17 protein-coding genes are annotated in these 17,894 nt (G+C 66.5%); 8 read left to right on the plus strand and 9 right to left on the minus strand.

From position 1 onward, the window contains the following. Positions 1–99 precede the first annotated feature (99 nt). Both H3H36_RS13510 and phbB read left to right on the plus strand, forming a co-directional pair. Complete coding sequence (locus H3H36_RS13510) at positions 100–462, plus strand: hypothetical protein (protein WP_182218361.1); 363 nt, start codon at positions 100–102, stop codon at positions 460–462. A 100-nt stretch (positions 463–562) separates the two neighbouring features. After that, a complete protein-coding gene (gene phbB / locus H3H36_RS13515; RefSeq protein ID WP_182218363.1) occupies positions 563–1,309 on the plus strand; it encodes an acetoacetyl-CoA reductase in 747 nt (248 codons plus the stop codon). Positions 1,310–1,317: 8 nt separating this feature from the next. Here the strand turns inward: phbB and H3H36_RS13520 are convergent, their stop codons facing one another. The 6 genes from H3H36_RS13520 to H3H36_RS13545 form a co-directional block, all read right to left on the minus strand. After that, entirely contained in the window at positions 1,318–1,692 is a 375-nt protein-coding gene (locus tag H3H36_RS13520; RefSeq protein ID WP_182218364.1) for a TraR/DksA family transcriptional regulator, read from the minus strand. 133 nt (positions 1,693–1,825) lie between these two features. Then, entirely contained in the window at positions 1,826–2,338 is a 513-nt protein-coding gene (locus H3H36_RS13525; protein ID WP_182218366.1) for a hypothetical protein, read from the minus strand. 134 nt (positions 2,339–2,472) lie between these two features. Next, positions 2,473–3,375, minus strand: coding sequence for a hypothetical protein (locus tag H3H36_RS13530; RefSeq protein WP_182218368.1), 903 nt, complete (start codon positions 3,373–3,375; stop codon positions 2,473–2,475). Between the two features lie 79 nt (positions 3,376–3,454). Next, positions 3,455–4,234, minus strand: a complete 780-nt coding sequence (gene otnI / locus H3H36_RS13535) for a 2-oxo-tetronate isomerase (protein WP_182218371.1) — start codon at positions 4,232–4,234, stop codon at positions 3,455–3,457. A gap of 219 nt (positions 4,235–4,453) precedes the next feature. Continuing rightward, entirely contained in the window at positions 4,454–5,854 is a 1,401-nt protein-coding gene (locus H3H36_RS13540) for a DEAD/DEAH box helicase (RefSeq protein ID WP_182218373.1), read from the minus strand. Between the two features lie 217 nt (positions 5,855–6,071). Beyond that, complete coding sequence (locus H3H36_RS13545; RefSeq protein WP_182218500.1) at positions 6,072–6,854, minus strand: inositol monophosphatase family protein; 783 nt, start codon at positions 6,852–6,854, stop codon at positions 6,072–6,074. A 203-nt stretch (positions 6,855–7,057) separates the two neighbouring features. Here H3H36_RS13545 and H3H36_RS13550 point away from each other — a divergent pair, with 203 nt between their 5' ends. Next, positions 7,058–7,834: an RNA methyltransferase gene (locus tag H3H36_RS13550; protein ID WP_182218376.1), complete on the plus strand. Its 777-nt coding sequence runs from the start codon at positions 7,058–7,060 to the stop codon at positions 7,832–7,834. Between the two features lie 12 nt (positions 7,835–7,846). On the opposite strand, the gene H3H36_RS13555 is transcribed toward H3H36_RS13550, so the two are convergent. Then, the gene (locus H3H36_RS13555; protein ID WP_182218379.1) at positions 7,847–8,545 is read right to left on the minus strand and encodes a DUF8198 family protein; all 699 of its coding nucleotides are present in this window, start codon (positions 8,543–8,545) and stop codon (positions 7,847–7,849) included. A 128-nt stretch (positions 8,546–8,673) separates the two neighbouring features. On the opposite strand from H3H36_RS13555, the gene H3H36_RS13560 reads away from it, so the two are divergent. The 5 genes from H3H36_RS13560 (at position 8,674) to H3H36_RS13580 (ending at position 17,211) form a co-directional block, all read left to right on the plus strand. Beyond that, positions 8,674–9,198, plus strand: coding sequence for a hypothetical protein (locus tag H3H36_RS13560; protein ID WP_182218381.1), 525 nt, complete (start codon positions 8,674–8,676; stop codon positions 9,196–9,198). Positions 9,199–9,226: 28 nt separating this feature from the next. Continuing rightward, positions 9,227–10,879, plus strand: coding sequence for a GMC family oxidoreductase (locus H3H36_RS13565; protein ID WP_182218383.1), 1,653 nt, complete (start codon positions 9,227–9,229; stop codon positions 10,877–10,879). Positions 10,880–10,920: 41 nt separating this feature from the next. Then, entirely contained in the window at positions 10,921–11,862 is a 942-nt protein-coding gene (locus H3H36_RS13570; protein WP_182218385.1) for an esterase/lipase family protein, read from the plus strand. A gap of 187 nt (positions 11,863–12,049) precedes the next feature. Beyond that, positions 12,050–13,531, plus strand: a complete 1,482-nt coding sequence (locus H3H36_RS13575; RefSeq protein WP_182218387.1) for a PAS domain-containing sensor histidine kinase — start codon at positions 12,050–12,052, stop codon at positions 13,529–13,531. A 53-nt stretch (positions 13,532–13,584) separates the two neighbouring features. Further along, positions 13,585–17,211, plus strand: a complete 3,627-nt coding sequence (locus H3H36_RS13580; RefSeq protein ID WP_182218389.1) for an EAL domain-containing protein — start codon at positions 13,585–13,587, stop codon at positions 17,209–17,211. 21 nt (positions 17,212–17,232) lie between these two features. Here H3H36_RS13580 and H3H36_RS13585 read toward each other — a convergent pair whose 3' ends face one another. Together H3H36_RS13585 and H3H36_RS13590 are read right to left on the minus strand one after the other, a co-directional pair. Further along, a complete protein-coding gene (locus H3H36_RS13585) occupies positions 17,233–17,580 on the minus strand; it encodes an HVO_A0114 family putative DNA-binding protein (protein WP_182218391.1) in 348 nt (115 codons plus the stop codon). Then, positions 17,561–17,857: a toxin-antitoxin system TumE family protein gene (locus tag H3H36_RS13590; RefSeq protein WP_182218393.1), complete on the minus strand. Its 297-nt coding sequence runs from the start codon at positions 17,855–17,857 to the stop codon at positions 17,561–17,563. The genes H3H36_RS13585 and H3H36_RS13590 overlap by 20 nt, the downstream gene beginning before the upstream one ends. Positions 17,858–17,894: the final 37 nt, after the last annotated feature.

Raw genomic sequence — 17,894 nt, forward strand, 5'->3', positions numbered from 1 at the left:
CGCCACCGGGCCTGGAGCAGAGCTACATCATGGCCGTGCCTTGTAGTACAGGCATGATTTGCCAGCAGGTTGCTAACGAGTGTGAAAGGGACAGTCTCTATGACACAGGCATGGGTAGAGCTAACGCGGCCCGACGGGCGCGACGTGACGGCCCCCACCGAGGCCCAGCTGGTGGCCGCGCTGGCCGACGTCTACAGCGGCAAGACCACCGGCCCGGACGGCGCGCCCGGTACGGCCGTGCTGCGCTTTGGCTACGACGATGGCTTGATGTACGCGCTGGAAGTGGCCAAGGGCGGCGACGTGCGCTTCGAGGAGTGGTCCGACCGCGATTGCGAGATCGCGCTGGCCAGTCCGCGCCACATGACGGCCTTGCCCCAGGCGGACGCGCTGCAACTGTGGCGCTGGCTGGCCATGCGCCAGGTGGCCAAGATTCGCAGCCAGCCGTGGGTATCGGAGGATTAGTGTGTAAATTGCATCATCCGCGACCCATTTGATCTTGCGCAATACGGCGCTTGATCGCTCTCATAAACCGATGCATTTATAACAAGATCAGGAGGGGAGCATGGACAGCAAACGCGTGGCCGTGGTGACGGGGGGCATGGGGGGATTGGGCACGGCGATCTGCCACCGCCTGTACCGGGCCGGGTTCGCCGTGGCCGCCACCTATTCGCCGGGCAACAGCGGTTTCCAGACCTGGATCGAGGAGCGCAAGGATGAGGGCTTGCGTTGCCGGGCCTACCAGGTGGATGTGGCCGATTACGACGATTGCGCGCGGGCCGTGGCCCGCATCCGCGCGGAACTGGGCGCGGTCGATGTGCTGGTCAACAACGCCGGCATCACGCGCGACCAGCGCTTGAGCAAGCTTGACCTGGACGACTGGCAGGCCGTGCTGCGCACCAATCTCGACAGCGTATTCAACATGAGCAAGCAGGTGCTCGATGGCATGCTGGAACGGCGCTGGGGCCGCATCATCAACATCTCCTCCGTCAATGGCCAGAAAGGCGCGTTCGGCCAGTGCAATTACGCGGCCGCCAAGGCTGGCATGCACGGCCTGACCAAGGCGCTGGCGCTGGAAGTGGCGCGCCACGGCATCACCGTCAACACGGTGGCGCCCGGCTATCTGCGCACCCGCATGGTGGAAGCGGTGCCGGCCGACGTGCTGGAACAGAAGATCCTGCCGCAGATACCCATGGCCCGGCTGGGCGAACCGGACGAGGTGGCGGCGCTGGTGGCTTACCTGGCGTCGGAGGAGGCGGCGTTCATGACGGGGGCCGAGATCGCCATCAACGGCGGCCAGCACATGCGGTGAGCGTTGCGTTAGCGGTGGGGTTTTTCCTCGCGCGTCTGGCAGGCGATGCACAGGCGCGCTTCCGGGCGCGCGTTCAGGCGCGAGTAACCGATCGGTTCGCCGCACGATGCGCACAGGCCATAGCTGCCATCGTCGAACTTGGCCAGCGCGTGGCGCACCACTTGCAGGTGGCGCGCCGTGTGTTCGGCCGTTTCATGCACCAGTTCATTGAGGGTGCGGTTGCTGGCGTTATCGGCCGGCGACGCTTCCACTTCCATCACGGCCGGGGCCAGCACGTCGGCGCCCGGATTGAAGTCGTCGGCCAGCTGGCTCAGCAGGTCCAGCCGGGCTTGTTCAAGCCGCGCATGCAAGCTCTCCCATTGTTCCTGTTCCAGACCGTTCATGACCGCCTCACTGGCTGATGGACAAGGGCCATCCTGCGCGTGGCGCGCAGGATCGCGTTCGGCCCATTGTACTGCAATCGCCGCGCCGTGGTGGCGCCGTTACCGGCCCTGGTGTGCGGCGTGGCGGCTGGTGTCAGGCTGGCGGCGGGGCCGCCGGATCGCGCAGGTCGGCCAGGTGCTGCTTGAGCTTTTCCAGCGGCGCGGCCAGGTGTTCGGGGGCGCCGCTGGCGACGGCCGCGCCCAGTTGCAGCAGCTCGGCGGCCAGCTCGACCAGGTCGCGCAGGCGGTCCAGCGTGCGGATGCGTTCGGCTGCCTGCGCCGTCAGCGCCAGCAGTTGTTGCTGGGCGCCGGCCAGGCCGCCCATGGCCAGCACGGCCGCATCCAGGTACAGGCCGTTGGCGCGCTGGCGCAGCGCCACCTCGTTTTCGAACAGCGCCTGCGCCGCGCCCTGCGACAAGCCCTGGTCGATGGAGGCGCCACGCGCGATGGCCGTGGCGGTCGCGGCGGCGGGGGCCGGTGGCACGGCCGTGGCGCTGCGGATGGCCCGCATCAGGCGCGCGTGCAGCGCGTCGGCGCAGGCGGACAGGCGTTCGGCCAGCGCTTCGATGTCGTGCGCAGCGGGCGGCGGGGGAAGGGGAGTGGACATGGGGCAGGCTCCTTGGGCGTGGGCGGGTTGGTTGAGAAGGTGCGGTGGCTTGGCCGGCGGGCGCCCTGCGCGGCGCTGGCGCGGGCAGGGCCGGGGGAGGGGAAGCCCGGTGTCCGGTGTGAGCGGGCGGGCCGTCAGGGCGCTGGCGACAGGGACGCGTCGTCGGCCGCCTGGTGCTGGCTGGCGCGCACGGCCGCGCTGGCCTGTGCCAGGCTGGCGACGGCCGTATCGTCGGCCTGCTGCAGCTGGGCCAGCAAGGTCTTGTGGCCGGCCGCGATGGCATCGAGGTTGCGCGCCGTGAGCGCCAGGCGGCGGCCGATCAGCCGGTATTCGCTGCGCAGCGCGCGCAACTGCACCTTGGCCAGCGTGGCCAGCAGGCGCTGGTCGGGCGTGTTGCGGTAGGGGATGTTCACTTCCAGCAAGCCCGTGACGAGGGCTTGCTCGTTGTCGTTGCTGCCGGCGTAGGCGCGCAGCAGGATGCGCATGGCGTCCAGCAATGCCTGCAACGGCGCGTCGCCCGCTTGCACCAGCTCGCGCACGGCCCGTTCCTGGTAGCGGCTGCCGAGGGCGTGCGCCAGCAGCCGGGTCAGCCCGGCATAGGCGTTCACGTGGCGCTCATCGAGGCCGCTGTCGGGCCAGGCCTTGATGGCGGTGCCGGCCGATTTGACCTGGTCTTCGAGGTCGTACTGGTTGTCGCCGGCCAGCGTGCCCAGGGTTTGCATGTACAGTTGCACGCTGCGGCCGATGCGCAGGAAGTCGGCGCTGGCGGCGCGCCGGGCCGCGTCCTGGGCGCGTTCGCGGGCGTCCGCTTCCGGGCTCAGGTAGGGTTGCTCGCGCGCGTAGGTGTCGCGGTAGCGCGCGGTCAGGTCGTGCCACGCGCCCAGCTTGGCCGACTCGGCCGCCAGCGCGCGGACTTGCGCCATCTGCGCCGTGCTGCTGGCGCAGCCGCCCAGCGCGGCGGCCAGCGACACGGCCAAGGACAGGGCCAACGACAGGCGGAGCAAGCCGGTGGGAAGGGGCAGGCGCGGCGGTTTCATATCGTCCTTTCGCGGGGAGCGTCGGGACTATTGTTGTGCTACAACTGCCGCTAGATATTGCGGATACGCAAGTCCAACGTCAGGCGGTGAGGGCGGTGCGCCAGCCCAGGCCGCTGGCCGTGTCGGCCAGCGGTACGTATTCGCAGCCTATCCAGCCCTGGTAGCCCATGGCGTCGAGTTGCTGGAACAGGAAGCGGTAATTGATTTCGCCCGTGCCCGGCTCGTGGCGGCCCGGGGTGTCGGCCAGTTGCATGTGGCCGATCAGGGGCAGGTTGGCGCGCATGGTGTTGGCCAGTTCGCCCTCCATGCGCTGCATGTGATAGATGTCGTATTGCAGGAACACGTTATCGCAGCCGCTGGCGGCGATCAGCTCGCGCGCTTGCCAGCTGTGGTTGAGGAAGTAGCCGGGCATGTCGTAGTGATTGATCGGTTCGATCATCAAGGCGATGCCGTGCGGGCGGCACTGGGCCGATGCGTAGCGCAGGTTGTCCAGGAAGGTGTCGCGCGCGCGGGCCGGCGCCAGGCCGGGCGGGACGATGCCGGCCATGCAGTGCAGGCGCGGGGTGCCCAGTTCGGTAGCGTATTCCAGGCCCAGCGCCACGCCGGTGCGGAATTCCTCGACGCGGCGCGGATCGCAGGCCATGCCGCGGTCGCCGGCCGCCCAGTCGCCCGGCGGCAGGTTGTGCAGCACCAGCTCTAGCTGATGGCGGCGCAGGCGCTCGGCGATCTGTTGCGCGTCATAGGCGTAGGGGAACAGGAACTCGACGCCATCGAAGCCGGCCGCGCGGGCCAGGGCGAAGCGGTCCAGGAATGGCGCTTCGGTGAATAGCATGGACAGGTTGGCGGCGAACTTAGGCATGAGGACTCCAGGAAGCGTGAGCCGCTATCGTAATCGAAAAGCTGGCGTGGCGGTGGCGCTGGGCGGCACCCGCCCAGGCCGCCACGGCGCCAGGGGAAAAAGGGAAAATGGGGACGGACCCCGATTTTCGCATTGCGAAAATCGGGGTCCGTCCCCATTTTCCATGGCGCCTGGCGAAAAAAAAGCCACAGCATGCTGTGGCTTGCTGCCCCCAAGGGCTTAGCGGCCGCGGCCGCCGGAGCGGTGCTGCGGGGCCGAGCGCGAGGCGCCTGGACGGCCGCCACCGCCACCACCGCCACCCGCGCCGCGCGGCTTGGCGCCGCCGCCGGTCTTGACACGGATTACCTGGCCGCCACCGCCACCGCCACCGGCGTTGCGGTTGCCACCGCCACCACCGTTACGCTGGCCGCCGTTGCGGTGGCCGGGGCCGCCGCTGCGCAGCTGGATCGGTTGCGGACGGGCGTTCGGATCCGGCTCGAAGCCGGGAATCACGGCGCGCGGCAGGGTCTGCTTGATGAGCTTTTCGATGTCCTTGAGCATGTCGTGCTCGTCCACGCACACCAGCGACACGGCTTCGCCCGTGGCGCCGGCGCGGCCGGTGCGGCCGATGCGGTGCACATAGTCTTCCGGAATGTTGGGCAGGTCGTAGTTGACCACGTGCGGCAACTGGTCGATGTCGATGCCGCGCGCGGCGATGTCGGTGGCCACCAGCACTTGCAGCTTGTTGTCCTTGAACTCGGACAGCGCCTTGGTCCGGGCCGACTGGCTCTTGTTGCCGTGGATGGCCATGGCGCCGATGCCGTCATTACCGAGCTGTTCGACCAGCTTGTTGGCGCCGTGCTTGGTGCGGGTAAACACCAGCACCTGGTGCCAGTTGTTGCTCTTGATGAGGTGGGCCAGCATCGGGTGCTTCTTGTCGCGGTCGACCGGGTGGATCTTTTGCGCGATCACTTCCACGGTCGAGTTGCGGCGTGCCACTTCGATGGTGGCCGGCTTGTTCAGCAGGCCGTCGGCCAGGGCCTTGATCTCGTCGGAGAAGGTGGCCGAGAACAGCAGGTTCTGGCGCTTGGGCGGCAGCGCGGCCAGTACCTTGCGGATGTCGCGGATGAAGCCCATGTCGAGCATGCGGTCCGCTTCATCGAGGATCAGGATCTCGATTTTCGACAGGTCCACCGTGCGCTGTTCCATGTGGTCCAGCAGGCGGCCCGGGGTGGCGACCAGGATGTCGACGCCATGCTTGAGCTGCTTGATCTGGGGATTGATGCCCACGCCGCCAAAGATCACGGTGGAGTTCAACTTGGTGTACTTGCCGTACACGCGCACGCTTTCCTCGACCTGGGCCGCCAGTTCGCGGGTCGGGGTCAGGATCAGGGCGCGGATCGGACGTTGCGACGTGTTGCCCGTCATGGCCATGCCGTTGGCGTCGGTCGACAGGCGGTGCAGCACGGGCAGCGTGAAGCCGGCCGTCTTGCCGGTGCCGGTCTGGGCGCCGGCCAACAGGTCGCCGCCATTCAATACGGCAGGGATCGCCTGCGCCTGGATCGGGGTCGGGGTGGTGTAACCCGTTTCGGTTACTGCACGGACGATAGCGTCGGACAAACCGAGTTTGGAAAAGGACATGATAACTTTATATAAAGATCGGCCTGTCGCCACGGATGGCGCCAGTCGCAGGCAATCGGATTAGGTAAGACAGCGGCAGAGGACTGGTCAGGGCGCCGCAGGCCGGAGTATAACAGCATCCTTGGCCAGATATTTCGCCACGGAAACGAAAAAGGGAGCAAATGCTCCCTTTTTTTTGTAACAAAACTTCTAATTTTCAGCTGGCGATCGTGTTATCTCAGATAAACGGGGTCAGCAGGCCGACCATCTGGCCGAAGATCTTCGGGCTGGCGGCGATGATGTCGCCCTTGTACAGGTAGTCGGACTCGCCGCTGAACTCGCCGACGATGCCGCCCGCTTCCGTCACCATCAGCGAACCGGCCGCGATATCCCAGGGTTTCAAGCCTTTTTCATAGAAGCCGTCCAGGCGGCCGGCGGCCACGTAGGCCAGGTCCAGCGCGGCGCTGCCGGGGCGGCGCACGCCATGGCAACGTTCGGCCATGATGCCGTACATCTTCAGGTATTCATCGAGCGCCTTGGCCGAGCCGGCCACGTAGCCGGTCGACAGCAGGGCGTTGGCCAGGCGGTCGAGCTTGGTGACGCGGATGCGCTTGTCGTTCAGGTAGGCGCCGGCGCCCTTGGTGGCCGTGAACAGGTCGTTGCGCACGGGGTCGTAGATGACGGCCTGGGTGATCACGCCGCGCTGCGACAGCGCGATCGAGATCGAGTATTGCGGGAAGCCGTGCATGAAGTTGGTGGTGCCATCGAGCGGGTCGATGATCCAGGTGTATTCACTCTCGTCGTTGGCGTTCTTGGACGGACCCGATTCCTCGGCCACGAAGGCGTGGTCGGGATAAGCTTTGGACAGCACTTCAATGATGGCCTGTTCGGCGGCCTGGTCGACATCGGTGACGAAATCGTTATGTTGTTTCTCGGTCACAGTGACGCGATCGAGGTCGAAGGAGGCGCGGTTGATGACGGCGGCGCCGCGGCGGGCGGCCTTGATCGCCGTGTTGAGCATTGGGTGCATGTAAGCTTTTCCGTTAAAAGAACGCCACTGCCCGCCCGGACCAAGTCGTCCCGGCGGCACAATGGGGGTACAAGAATGAATTAAAGAGCGAAGCGGCGGCGACAGGGTAAAATCCGGGGTTGCGGGCCGCCTCTGGTGGCAAGCTTGCAAGATTGAATTTTTAGTATCGAAACCGCGCGATAGCGCTATTTTAAATGAACCTGCCCGAAATCAACACGACTCTTTTTCACCGGCTGCGATTTATTCTGGTCCAGACTAGCCGGGCGGGCAATATCGGGGCCGTGGCCAGGGCCATGAAGACCATGGGCTACACCGAGCTGGTGCTGGTGTCGCCCCGCTTCGAGGGCATGCTGGAAGACCCGGAGGCCGTGGCCTTCGCCAGTGGCGCGCTCGACATCTTGCAGGGCGCGCGCGTGGTGCAGACCATGGCCGAGGCGCTCGATGGCATCAACTTCGCGGCCGCCGTGTCGGCCCGGCTGCGCGAATATTCGCCGCCCGTGCTCACGCCGCGCGAACTGGCGGGCCAGCTGGTGGCCAATGGCGAGCTGCGCGCGGCCGTTATTTTCGGCAATGAACGATTCGGCTTGCCCAACGACGTGGTGGCCCAGTGCAATGTGCTGATCAACATTCCCGCCAACCCCGATTACTCGTCGCTCAATCTGTCGCAGGCGGCCCAGGTGCTGGCCTATGAGTGCCGCATGGCGGCGCTGGACGGCCAGCGCGCCGCGACGGAAGTGGGCTTTCAGGGCGAGGCGGCCAGCCTGGCCCAGATCGAGGGCATGTACACCCACCTGGAACAGGCGCTGGTGGCGATTGGCTTTCTTGATGCCAGCAACCCGCGCAAGCTGATGCCGCGTCTGAAGCGGCTGTTCGCGCGGGCCGGGCTGGAAACGGAGGAAGTCAACATCCTGCGCGGCATCGCGCGCCAGATGGCGGCCGTGGCGCAGGGCAAGGATCCGCGCCGGCGCTGACCCACGCCACCGCTACACCACGTCGAACGGCGCGCTGGCGCCGGCGTAGATGTGCTCCATCGCCTGCCGTTCGCGGCCGACGATGGTGGTGACGAATTGCCCGGCCTGCTTCATGCGCTTGAAGGCCGTGAAGCCCCGTTCCAAAAATTGCTGCAAGTCACCCAGCCCGGCCAGCCTGGCCGGCCCGCGCATCATGTGCAGCGTGGCGTTCAGGAAGGGGATGCGCACCAGCTCGCACAAGGACATGCCCAGCGCCTGCACCAGCGCCAGCTGGCGCGTGCGGTCGGGCGCCGTGGTGCAGGCGCGGTAGGCGGCCACGTAATCGTTGAGGTCAAATTGCGTGCCCAGTGCGCGCGCCATGGCCGTGTCCAGCCGCTCCGACAGCGCGTCGAGCACGATCGCTTCGGTGATGGTCTGCAATGCGTTGACGGGCAATAAGCGTTGCATGGTGGGGATGATGCGTTCCAGGTCCGCATCGCGCTGGCTCAGGTCGTGCGCACCGTACAGTTCTTCGAGAAAAAACAGCGCGGCCTCGCGCGAATTGGGCGCGGCCAGCAGGTCGGCGTGGGTGGTGGCCAGCCGCTGCGACTGGAATTGCTTGAGCGCCGTGCGTGCCGCCAGCAGCGCCGGATCGCGTTGCGCGCCTTGCCGCTCGGACTGCACGGCATGCAGTTGTTGCTGCAGGGTTTGCACTAATTCTTCTTTCTTCATGTCACCTTTTTACCAGAACCGGGTAGATGCGGCACTCTATTTTTCCCTTCAAAATCAAGCTTGCCTTTGACGTACACTAGAAAAATAGGCCAGAAGCCATATGAAAAAACCAGAACTGGATGGAGACCATGACCACTTCCCGCAGATCGTTTTTGAAGATCGGCATCCTCGGCGCGGTGACGCTGGCCGCTGGCGGCGCGCTGTACCGCGTCGTGCACGGTCCGGCCCAGCCGCACGCGTTCGCGCTGGATGACAACGCGCGCGCCGTGCTGACGGCGATTATCCCGTCCATGCTGGGCCCGGTGCTGCCCACCGCGCCCGCCGCGCGCGCGGCCGCCATCGCCAACACGGTGGACCGCGTGGCCGGCGCCGTGCATGGCTTGCCGCTGGCCACCCAGAAGGAAGTGCAGGACCTGTTCGGCCTGCTATCGCTGGGACCGGCGCGCCGCTTCCTGGCCGGTGTGCCGGCCAGCTGGAACGAGGCCACCACGGCCCAGGTCGACGCTTTCCTGCAAAGCTGGCAGCACCACCGCATCGCCATGCTGGTCACGGCCTACCAGGCCTTGCATGACCTGATCGCCGGTGCCTGGTATTCCGATCCCGCGCACTGGGATGCGATCGGCTATCCCGGCCCGATCAAGGAATTGAGCTGAACCGTCCGCCATCTTTCTGGAAGTCGCAATGATCAAAACGAATATCCCCCTCACGCCCGCCACGGGCCCGATTCCCGATCCCATCCAGGCTGGCCTGGCCGCCGGCTGGGACGTCACCGATTGCGCCCAGCTGGACGGCGACCGCACGCTGGAGGCGGACGTGGTCATCGTCGGCAGCGGCGCCGGCGGCGGCGTCACGGCCGAGATCCTGACGCTGGCCGGCCTCAAGGTGCTGATCGTCGAGGAGGGCGCGCTCAAGTCCTCGCGCGACTTCAAGATGCGCGAGTCGGACGCCTATCCCACGCTGTACCAGGAATCGGGCGCGCGCAAGACGCGCGACAAGGGCATCAACATCCTGCAGGGCCGCACGGTGGGCGGCACCACCGTCGTCAACTGGACCACCAGCTTCCGCACCCCGCCGGGCACGCTCAATTACTGGACCGAGCGCTTCGGCCTCAAGAGCTACACGCCTGAGGCGCTGGCGCCGTGGTTCGCCATGATGGAGGAGCGGCTCAGCATCCACGAGTGGGCGACCCCGCCCAACGCCAACAACGACTTGCTGCGCCAGGGCGCGGCCAAGCTCGGCATTCCCACGGCCACCATCCACCGCAACGTCAACGGTTGCTGGAACCTCGGTTACTGCGGCATGGGCTGCCCCACCAACGCCAAGCAATCGATGCTGGTGACGACCTTGCCGTCGGCCCTCAAGCGCGGCGCCGTGCTGCTCACGCGGCTGCGCGCGGAACGCTTCCAGTTCAAGGGCGAGCGCGTGGACCGGCTCGACTGCGTGGCGCTGGACGCGGCGGGCCTGGCGCCCACCGGCCGCAAGGTGACGCTGCGCGCCAGGCACTTCGTGCTGGCCGGCGGCGCCATCAACTCGCCGGCGCTGCTGATGCGCTCGGCCGCGCCCGATCCGCATGGCTTGCTGGGCAAGCGCACCTTTTTGCACCCGACCATCATCTCGGCCGGCCTGTTCGAGCAGCGCGTCGATGGCTACGCGGGCGCGCCGCAGTCCGTGTATTCGGACCACTTCCTGCACACCGGACCCATCGATGGCCCGGTCGGCTACAAGCTGGAAGCGCCGCCGCTGCATCCGTTGCTGCTGTCGTCCACCATGCCCGGCTTCGGCGCCCGCCACGCCGACATGATGCGCCAGTTCCCGCACCTGCAAGGCATGCTGGCGCTGCTGCGCGACGGCTTCCATCCCGAATCCGTGGGCGGCGCCGTCATGCTCAACAGCGACGGCGCGCCCGTGCTCGATTATCCGATTACGGATTTCCTGTGGGACGGCGTGCGCCGTTCGCTGCTGACCATGGCCGAAGTCCAGTTCGCGGCCGGCGCGAAAAAAGTCACGCCGGTGCACGAGATGGCCGACAGCTACAGCACCTGGGACGCGGCCAAACAGGCCATCAACAACTTGCCGTACAAGGTCTTGCAGTCCAAGGTGGTGTCGGCCCACGTGATGGGCGGCTGCACGCTGTCGGACGACGAGCGGCTGGGCGTGGTGGGCGCCGATGGCCGCTACCATGGCGTGAGCAACCTGTCGGTGCATGACGGTTCGCTGTTCCCGACCTCGATCGGCGCCAATCCGCAATTGTCGATCTACGGCATCACGGCACGCCTGGCCAGCGCGCTGGCGCAGCAGCTGACGGGCAAGCCGGCGCCGCGCGCGAGCGCGTAGCGCGCCGCGACCACGGGCGCCATCGCGGCGAGGATGAGGGCATGTTGAAACGTATCCTGATCGTGTTGTTGCTGGTGCAGGCCGCCGCCGCGCTGGGCGTGGCGCTGGCCGCGCGGCGCGCGTGGGGGCTGGACTGGTGGGCCGCGCTGGCCATCGGCGTGGGCGCCGTGCTGGCGCTGCGGCTGCTGATCTCGCTGCATAACTTCTACCTGAGCTGGCGCGCCGGCAGCGCCGTGCCGCCCGCGTTCAGACTGTCGCCGCTGGGCTGGCTGCGCCTCGTGCTGTATGAATTTCATGCCTCCCTGGCCGCTTCTTCCCTCCACATGCTGCATGGTACGGCGCCCCACGTGGTGGCCGGCGGGACGCAGCCGCCGGTGCTGCTGCTGCACGGCTATGCCTGCAACAGCGGCTACTGGACCCAGTTGAGCGCCCGGCTGCGCCAGGCCGGCATCAGCCATCTGGCGCCGGACCTGGAACCGCTGGGCGCCGACATCGACCACTACGTGGCGCAAGTGCACGCCAGCGTCGCGCAATTGTGCGCGGCGGCCGGCGCGCAGCGCGTGGTGATCGTGGCCCACAGCATGGGCGGGCTGGTGGCGCGCGCCTACCTGCGCCGCCATGGCCATGCCCGGGTGGCGCGCGTGATCACGCTGGGCACGCCCCATCACGGCACGGCGCTGGCCAGCTGGGGCCTGGGCCGCAACGCGGCCCAGATGCGGCGCGGCAGCAGCTGGCTGCGCGTGCTGGACGCCGCTGACGCAAATTCGCAACGTGACATGATGACTTCCATCTATTCTCACCACGACAACATTGTTGCGCCGCAGGACTCCAGCCAGCTGGCCGGCGCGCGCCATGTGGCGGTGGGTGCCATCGGCCACGTGGCGCTGGGCCGCCATCCGGCCATCCTGCGCCAGGTGCTGGCCGAAATCGCCGCCGTTCCGCTTGCGGCGCGGCGCGTGGACAGTCCCGGCCAGCTTCGATAGACTGTTGTTGTTGCCTAGGCAAAGTCACAGTTGGGGTGACTGGCCAGGCTAACCGGCCGGTGCGTGACTTTCTGTGAGATTTTCGCGTGCACGTTGCTGTATGGTTACTCCTAAGCAGCGCGGCATCCCGTCCACAGGCCGCCATGGCCGTCGCAGGCCGCGATGTGCTCCCCTCCGAGGCGCGACGATGGCAACAGATTTCGGTACCTTGATCCTGAACGAAACGCCGGACGCGGTGGTCCTGACCTCGCCCGCGGGGGAGGTATTGTGCTGGACGCCGGGGGCGCAGGCCGTGTTTGGCTACAGCGCGCAGGAGGCGCTGGGCCACCTGCTGCACGAACTGATCGCGCCGGCCGAGCGCGACGGCGAGGACATGGCCATCCTGCAGCAGACCCTGGCGAACGGCGCGGCCACCTACGAGACCGTGCGCCGGGCCAAGGATGGCACCCTGGTCTATATCGACAGTTCCAGCAAGGCCATCCGTGGTGACGATGGCGCCGTCCAGTACATTTTGTGGAGCAAGAAGGACGTCACCCACCTCAAGATCCAGCGCGACGCCAAGCTGGTCGAGGCGCGCTTTGGCGGCTTGCTCGAATCCATGCCCGACGCCATCATCATGGCCAACGCCAGCGGCCGCGTGGTGCTGGCCAACCGCCAGGCCGAGACCCTGTTCGGCTACAGCCGCGGCGAATTGCGCGGCACCTTGCTCGAGGAATTGATGCCACCCCGTTTCCGCGGGGCGCACGTGGGCTACCGCAGCGATTATTTCGCCGAGCCGCAGGTGCGGCCCATGGGTTCGGGGCGCGACCTGTTCGGCTTGCGCAAGGATGGCGAGGAATTCCCCGTTGAAATCAGCCTGAGCCCGATCGAGACGGAGGAGGGCATGCTGATCATGAGCGCCATCCGCGACAGCAGTGAGCGCCGCCATATCGAACACACCTTGCACGAGAAAAATATCGAACTGGCCAACGCCAACGCGGCCAAGGACCGTTTCCTGGCCGGCATGTCCCATGAATTGCGCACCCCGCTCAACGCGATCATCGGATTTACGGGTACTATGCTGATGAAGCTGCCCGGTCCCGTCAATCCCGAGCAGGAACGCCAGTTGCGCACCATCCAGGGCAGCGCGCGCCACCTGCTGTCGCTGATTAACGATTTGCTGGACCTGACCAAGATCGAGTCGGGCAAGGTGGAGCTCAATTTCCTGCCACTGCAGTGCCGCGCCCTGATCGAGGAAGTGCTGCAACTGTTTCGCCAGCCGGCCCAGCAAAAAGGGCTGGACCTGACGTTCGTGTGCGCGCGGCCGGACGTGGGCCTGATGACGGACCGGCGTGCGCTGCAGCAGATCCTGATGAACCTGATTAACAACGCGATCAAGTTCACGGTGCGCGGCGAGGTGCGGGTGGGGCTGGACGTGGTCACGCGCGGCGACGCGGCCTGGGCCGAGATCAGCGTGCGCGACACGGGACCGGGCATCGCGCCCGAGCAGCAGGGGCGGCTGTTCCAGGCCTTCGCCCAGCTCGACGCGAGCGCCACCCGGCCGCACGAGGGCACGGGCCTGGGCTTGCACCTGAGCCAGAAGCTGGCCGGCCTGCTGCATGGACAGATTGAATTTGAAACCGAGTACGGCGTGGGCAGTACCTTCACGCTGGTGTTGCCGCTCGATTGAGGGCGGTGCAACGATGAGCCCGCCGGGCAACAAGATCAACCAGGAGCGCTAACGTGTCGGCACGCATCCTTATCATTGAAGACAATCCCACCAACATGGAGCTGATGGTGTATCTGCTGCGCGCCTTCGGCTACACCCCGCTCACGGCCAGCGACGGCGAAGCCGGCGTGGCGGTGGCCCGACAGGAGGTGCCGGATCTGATCATCTGTGACGTGCACTTGCCCAAGCTGGACGGCTACGGCGTGGTGGCCGCGCTCAAGGGCGATCCGGCCCTGCGCGCGATTCCGGCGCTGGCCGTGACGGCGCTGGCCATGGTGGGCGACCGGGAAAAGCTGCTGGCGGCCGGCTTTGACGGCTATATCGGCAAACCGATCGAGCCCGACACTTTCGTGAGCCAGATCGAGTCTTTTTTGCCGGGGGCGTCGGCCCCCGGTAAAAGCGACGTCGCCACCATCCTCATCGTGGACGACCACGTGCTGAACCGTGAGTTCCTGATGACCTTGCTCGGCTACGGCGGCCACCGGCTGCTGGAGGCATCCAACGGCGCCGAAGGCTTGAAGATGGTGCACGCCGAGCGTCCGGACCTGGTGATCTCGGACATCCTGATGCCCAACATGGATGGCTACGAATTCGTCACCCGCATGCACAGCGACCCGGCCACGGCCGACGTGCCCATCATCTTCTACACGGCCACCTACCGCGAGCGCGAAGCGATGGCCGTGGCCCAGTCGTGCGGCGTGCGCTGGGTGCTGCCCAAGCCGTCCGACCCGGACGTGATCCTGCGCACCGTGCACGAGGCGCTGGGCATGGCGCCGGAAGTGGAAACCATGCCGGCGTTCGCGCCCGAGCCGCCCTCCGAGGGCCGCTTCCATGGCATCGACCACAAGGTGGCCGAGTACCTTGACGTGCTCGAGGCCAGCAGCCAGCAGATCACGCAGCTGGCCAACCACGGCGAGGGCGAGGAGCAGGCGCCGGAACACCTGTCGCTGATGACGGCGCGCCTGTCGAGTTCGCTATCGAGCCTGCAGGCCGTGAGCTTGCGCCTGACGGCCCTGATCGAGCTGGGCATCGAACTGGGCGCCGAGCGCGACCCGCAGGCGCTGGTGGAAATCGGCTGCCGGGTGGCGCAGAACATTTGCGTGTCCAAGTACGCCTGCATCGGCGTGCTCGACAATGGCGCAACCGAGCTCAGCTATTTCGCCGCCTGCGGCACGGGGCCGCAAGTGCGCGTGGTGACGGGCGCGCCGCGTGCCGGCGTGCTGCGCGGCTTGCTCGAACAGCGGCTGCCGGTGCGCATCAACGACGTTGATGGCGATCCCGGCCGCATCGGTTTGCCGGCCGGCCATCCGCCCGTGCATTCCTTCCTCGGCGTGCCCATCGTGTCGCGCGAGCGCACCCACGGCTGGCTGTACCTGGTCGACAAGCTTGGTGCCGACGAATTCTCCGAAGTCGATGAGCGGGTGGCCGCCACCGTGGCGGCCCAGATCGCCGTCGCTTACGAAAACCTGCTGCTGTACGAGCAGATCAAGCGCCACCACGCCCAGCTCACCTCCGACATGAACGCCCGCATCCGGCTCGACGAGGACTTGCGCCGCTTCCGGCTGGCCATGGACGCCACGGCCGACGCCATCTTCCTGGTGGACCGGGCCGGCATGTGCTTCGTGGACGTGAACGTGACGGCTTGCCGCATGCTCGGCTACAAGCGCGAGGATTTCCTGGAAGTGGGGCCGGACAAGCAGGCCACGGGCGACTTGAGCCGGCTGGTGGACCTGTACGACAAGCTGCTGGCCGGCGACCAGAGCGGGGCCATGACGGAACTGCTGCTCACGCGCCGCGACGGCTCGCTGCTGTCGGTGGAAGTGCAGCGCCGCACGCTGCGCTCGGGCCAGAGCTGGATCCTGGTGGCCGTGGCGCGCGACATCACGGAGCGCAAGGAGGCCGAGCAGCGCCTGCTCAAGCTGGCCCATTTCGACACGCTCACGGGCCTGCCCAACCGCAGCCAGTTCTATGAATCGCTGACCCATTCGCTGCACCAGGCCGGTGAGCACAAGTGGGCGCTGGCCGTGCTGTTCCTGGACGTGGACCGCTTCAAGAACGTCAACGATACGCTGGGCCACACTATCGGCGACGAGCTGCTGCGCCAGTTCTCGAGCCGCCTGGTCGATTGCCTGCGCGTGCGCGACACCATCGGCCGTTTCGGCGGCGACGAGTTCGCGGCCATCCTGATGCTGCCCGAAGGGGCGCAGAACGCCATCGCCGTGGTCGACAAGATCCGCGAAGCCTTGCGCCAGCCGTTCGACCTGAAAGGGCATGAGGTGACCGTCACGGCCAGCATCGGCATCTCCGTGTTCCCCGACGATGGCGCGGACGCCGACACCCTGATCCAGTACGCCGACACGGCCATGTACCGCGCCAAGGAAGCGGGACGGGACGCGTTCCGCTTCTTCACGGCCGAGATGAACGCCCAATCGCTGGCGCGCCTGGACCTGGAGAACGCGCTGCGCCGGGCCATCGAGAACGACGAGTTCGTGCTGTACTTCCAGCCCAAGGTGGACATCAGTTCGGGCCGCATCAGCGGCGCCGAAGCCTTGATCCGCTGGCGCCGTCCCGGCCATGGCATGGTGTCGCCGGCCCTGTTCATCCCGATCCTGGAGGAGACGGGCCTGATCGTGCGGGTCGGCAGCTGGGTGCTCAACGAGGCTTGCCGCAAGATCGCCCAGTGGAGCCGCAGCAATATCGGCCCCGTGCACCTGTCGGTCAACGTGTCGGGCATCCAGTTCTTCGTCGGCGGGCTGGAGGAGGAGGTGATGAAGGTGATCAAGCAGCACGACATCGCGCCCGAGCTGCTGGAGCTGGAGTTGACGGAAAGCTCGCTGATGTCGAACGCCGAGGACACCATCACCGTGCTGCAAAACCTCAAGGCGCTGGGCATCCAGATCTCGATTGACGATTTCGGCACCGGTTACTCCAGCCTGGCCTACCTGAAGCGCTTCCCGATCGACAAGCTCAAGATCGACATCGCCTTCGTGCGCGAGGTGACCAGCAATCCCGACGACGCGGCCATCGTGCTGGCCATCATCAAGATGGCGCACAGCATGAAGCTGGAAGTGATCGCCGAGGGCGTGGAGAAGGATGCGCAGCTGGCCTACCTGCGCCGCCACGGCTGCGATGAAATGCAGGGCTACTATTTCAGCCGGCCCTTGCCGGAAGAGGAGTTCGAGCACATGCTAAGCGAAGGAAAATCCCTGCAGACGCCGGCCGACGAGACGGTGCTCGAGCAGCAGACCCTGCTCATCGTGGACGACGACGCGTTCATGCTGGACGTGCTGACCGACTTCCTGGCCCAGGATGGCTACCGCATCCTGACGGCGCAAACGGCGGCCGAGGGCTTCGACCTGCTGGCGCGGCACCGGGTGCAGGTGATCCTGTGCGACCAGTGCATGCCGCTGATGAGCGGGACGGAATTCATGGAGCGGGTCAAGAACCTGGCGCCGGACACGTTTCGCATCATGCTGTCGGCCTATGCGGATTTGACGCCCATCATGGCCGCCATCAACCATGGCGCCATCGACCGCTTCTACACCAAGCCGTGGAAGGGCGCCGTGCTGCGCGAGAATATCCGCGAAGGCTTCCGCCTGCACGCCCAGCTGTACGGCCCCAGCGCCGTGATCAGCGGCTGAGCGCGGTCGGCGGGGCCGGCGCTATGCCGCTTGCAGGAGGAACTCCACTTTGACGGCGTCATAAGGGAAGACGATGCCGCCGCCCGGGGCATGTTCCAGCACGCCCGCGTGCAGCAGGGTAGTGACGTCCCCGTGTACGGCCTTGACGTCGCGTCCAGCCCGGCGCGCTGCCTCGCGGATGGAGATTTCGCCGGCACCACACAAGAGCTTCAGCAAGTGCCAGCGCTTGGCGGTCAATACTTGCCAAAGCAGTTCCGGTGTGGCGAAGCTGATGCGGGCGCCGTCCTGCGGCTTGCCTGTATTCCAGGCGGCAGTGAAGTCGGACATGGCGTCTGGCGCGGAGCGCACATCAAGAACGACGGTCTTCATCGTTCCACCTCACAATATCTTGCTGAAAGTCGGCGACCAGTTGTTCCGGGCTGCTGAATGCATATTGAAACTGCTTGCCACGCCAGTGCCGGTGGTCGCCCTTGCCGGATTCATTGTCGTAACGTAGCACGCATTCTCCCCTAACGATGTAGGCCAGCCGGTACTGGAAGCAATGCCGGGAGCCTGGCATGGGTACTGGCAGGCGCCATAGCACCAGTTCTGCAAACCGGTCGGCGGACAGGACGATGCGGGTCCGTGCGAGCAGCGTGGCCTTCATGTTGGAGAGGCTAGCAACTGCCTAGGGTGTTGTCAAC

This window comes from Rugamonas fusca, from assembly GCF_014042365.1.
GTDB classification, from domain to species: domain Bacteria; phylum Pseudomonadota; class Gammaproteobacteria; order Burkholderiales; family Burkholderiaceae_D; genus Rugamonas; species Rugamonas fusca.

Bases quoted from the DNA above. Each gene is read 5' to 3' on its own strand.
- H3H36_RS13565 (WP_182218383.1), top strand. From the start codon at position 9,227: ATGATCAAAACGAATATCCCCCTCACGCCCGCCACGGGCCCGATTCCC.
- H3H36_RS13530 (WP_182218368.1), bottom strand. From the start codon at position 3,375: ATGAAACCGCCGCGCCTGCCCCTTCCCACCGGCTTGCTCCGCCTGTCG.
- H3H36_RS13510 (WP_182218361.1), top strand. From the start codon at position 100: ATGACACAGGCATGGGTAGAGCTAACGCGGCCCGACGGGCGCGACGTG.
- H3H36_RS13540 (WP_182218373.1), bottom strand. From the start codon at position 5,854: ATGTCCTTTTCCAAACTCGGTTTGTCCGACGCTATCGTCCGTGCAGTA.
- H3H36_RS13570 (WP_182218385.1), top strand. From the start codon at position 10,921: ATGTTGAAACGTATCCTGATCGTGTTGTTGCTGGTGCAGGCCGCCGCC.
- phbB (WP_182218363.1), top strand. From the start codon at position 563: ATGGACAGCAAACGCGTGGCCGTGGTGACGGGGGGCATGGGGGGATTG.
- otnI (WP_182218371.1), bottom strand. From the start codon at position 4,234: ATGCCTAAGTTCGCCGCCAACCTGTCCATGCTATTCACCGAAGCGCCA.
- H3H36_RS13525 (WP_182218366.1), bottom strand. From the start codon at position 2,338: ATGTCCACTCCCCTTCCCCCGCCGCCCGCTGCGCACGACATCGAAGCG.
- H3H36_RS13545 (WP_182218500.1), bottom strand. From the start codon at position 6,854: ATGCTCAACACGGCGATCAAGGCCGCCCGCCGCGGCGCCGCCGTCATC.
- H3H36_RS13560 (WP_182218381.1), top strand. From the start codon at position 8,674: ATGACCACTTCCCGCAGATCGTTTTTGAAGATCGGCATCCTCGGCGCG.
- H3H36_RS13575 (WP_182218387.1), top strand. From the start codon at position 12,050: ATGGCAACAGATTTCGGTACCTTGATCCTGAACGAAACGCCGGACGCG.
- H3H36_RS13585 (WP_182218391.1), bottom strand. From the start codon at position 17,580: ATGAAGACCGTCGTTCTTGATGTGCGCTCCGCGCCAGACGCCATGTCC.
- H3H36_RS13550 (WP_182218376.1), top strand. From the start codon at position 7,058: ATGAACCTGCCCGAAATCAACACGACTCTTTTTCACCGGCTGCGATTT.
- H3H36_RS13590 (WP_182218393.1), bottom strand. From the start codon at position 17,857: ATGAAGGCCACGCTGCTCGCACGGACCCGCATCGTCCTGTCCGCCGAC.
- H3H36_RS13555 (WP_182218379.1), bottom strand. From the start codon at position 8,545: ATGAAGAAAGAAGAATTAGTGCAAACCCTGCAGCAACAACTGCATGCC.
- H3H36_RS13520 (WP_182218364.1), bottom strand. From the start codon at position 1,692: ATGAACGGTCTGGAACAGGAACAATGGGAGAGCTTGCATGCGCGGCTT.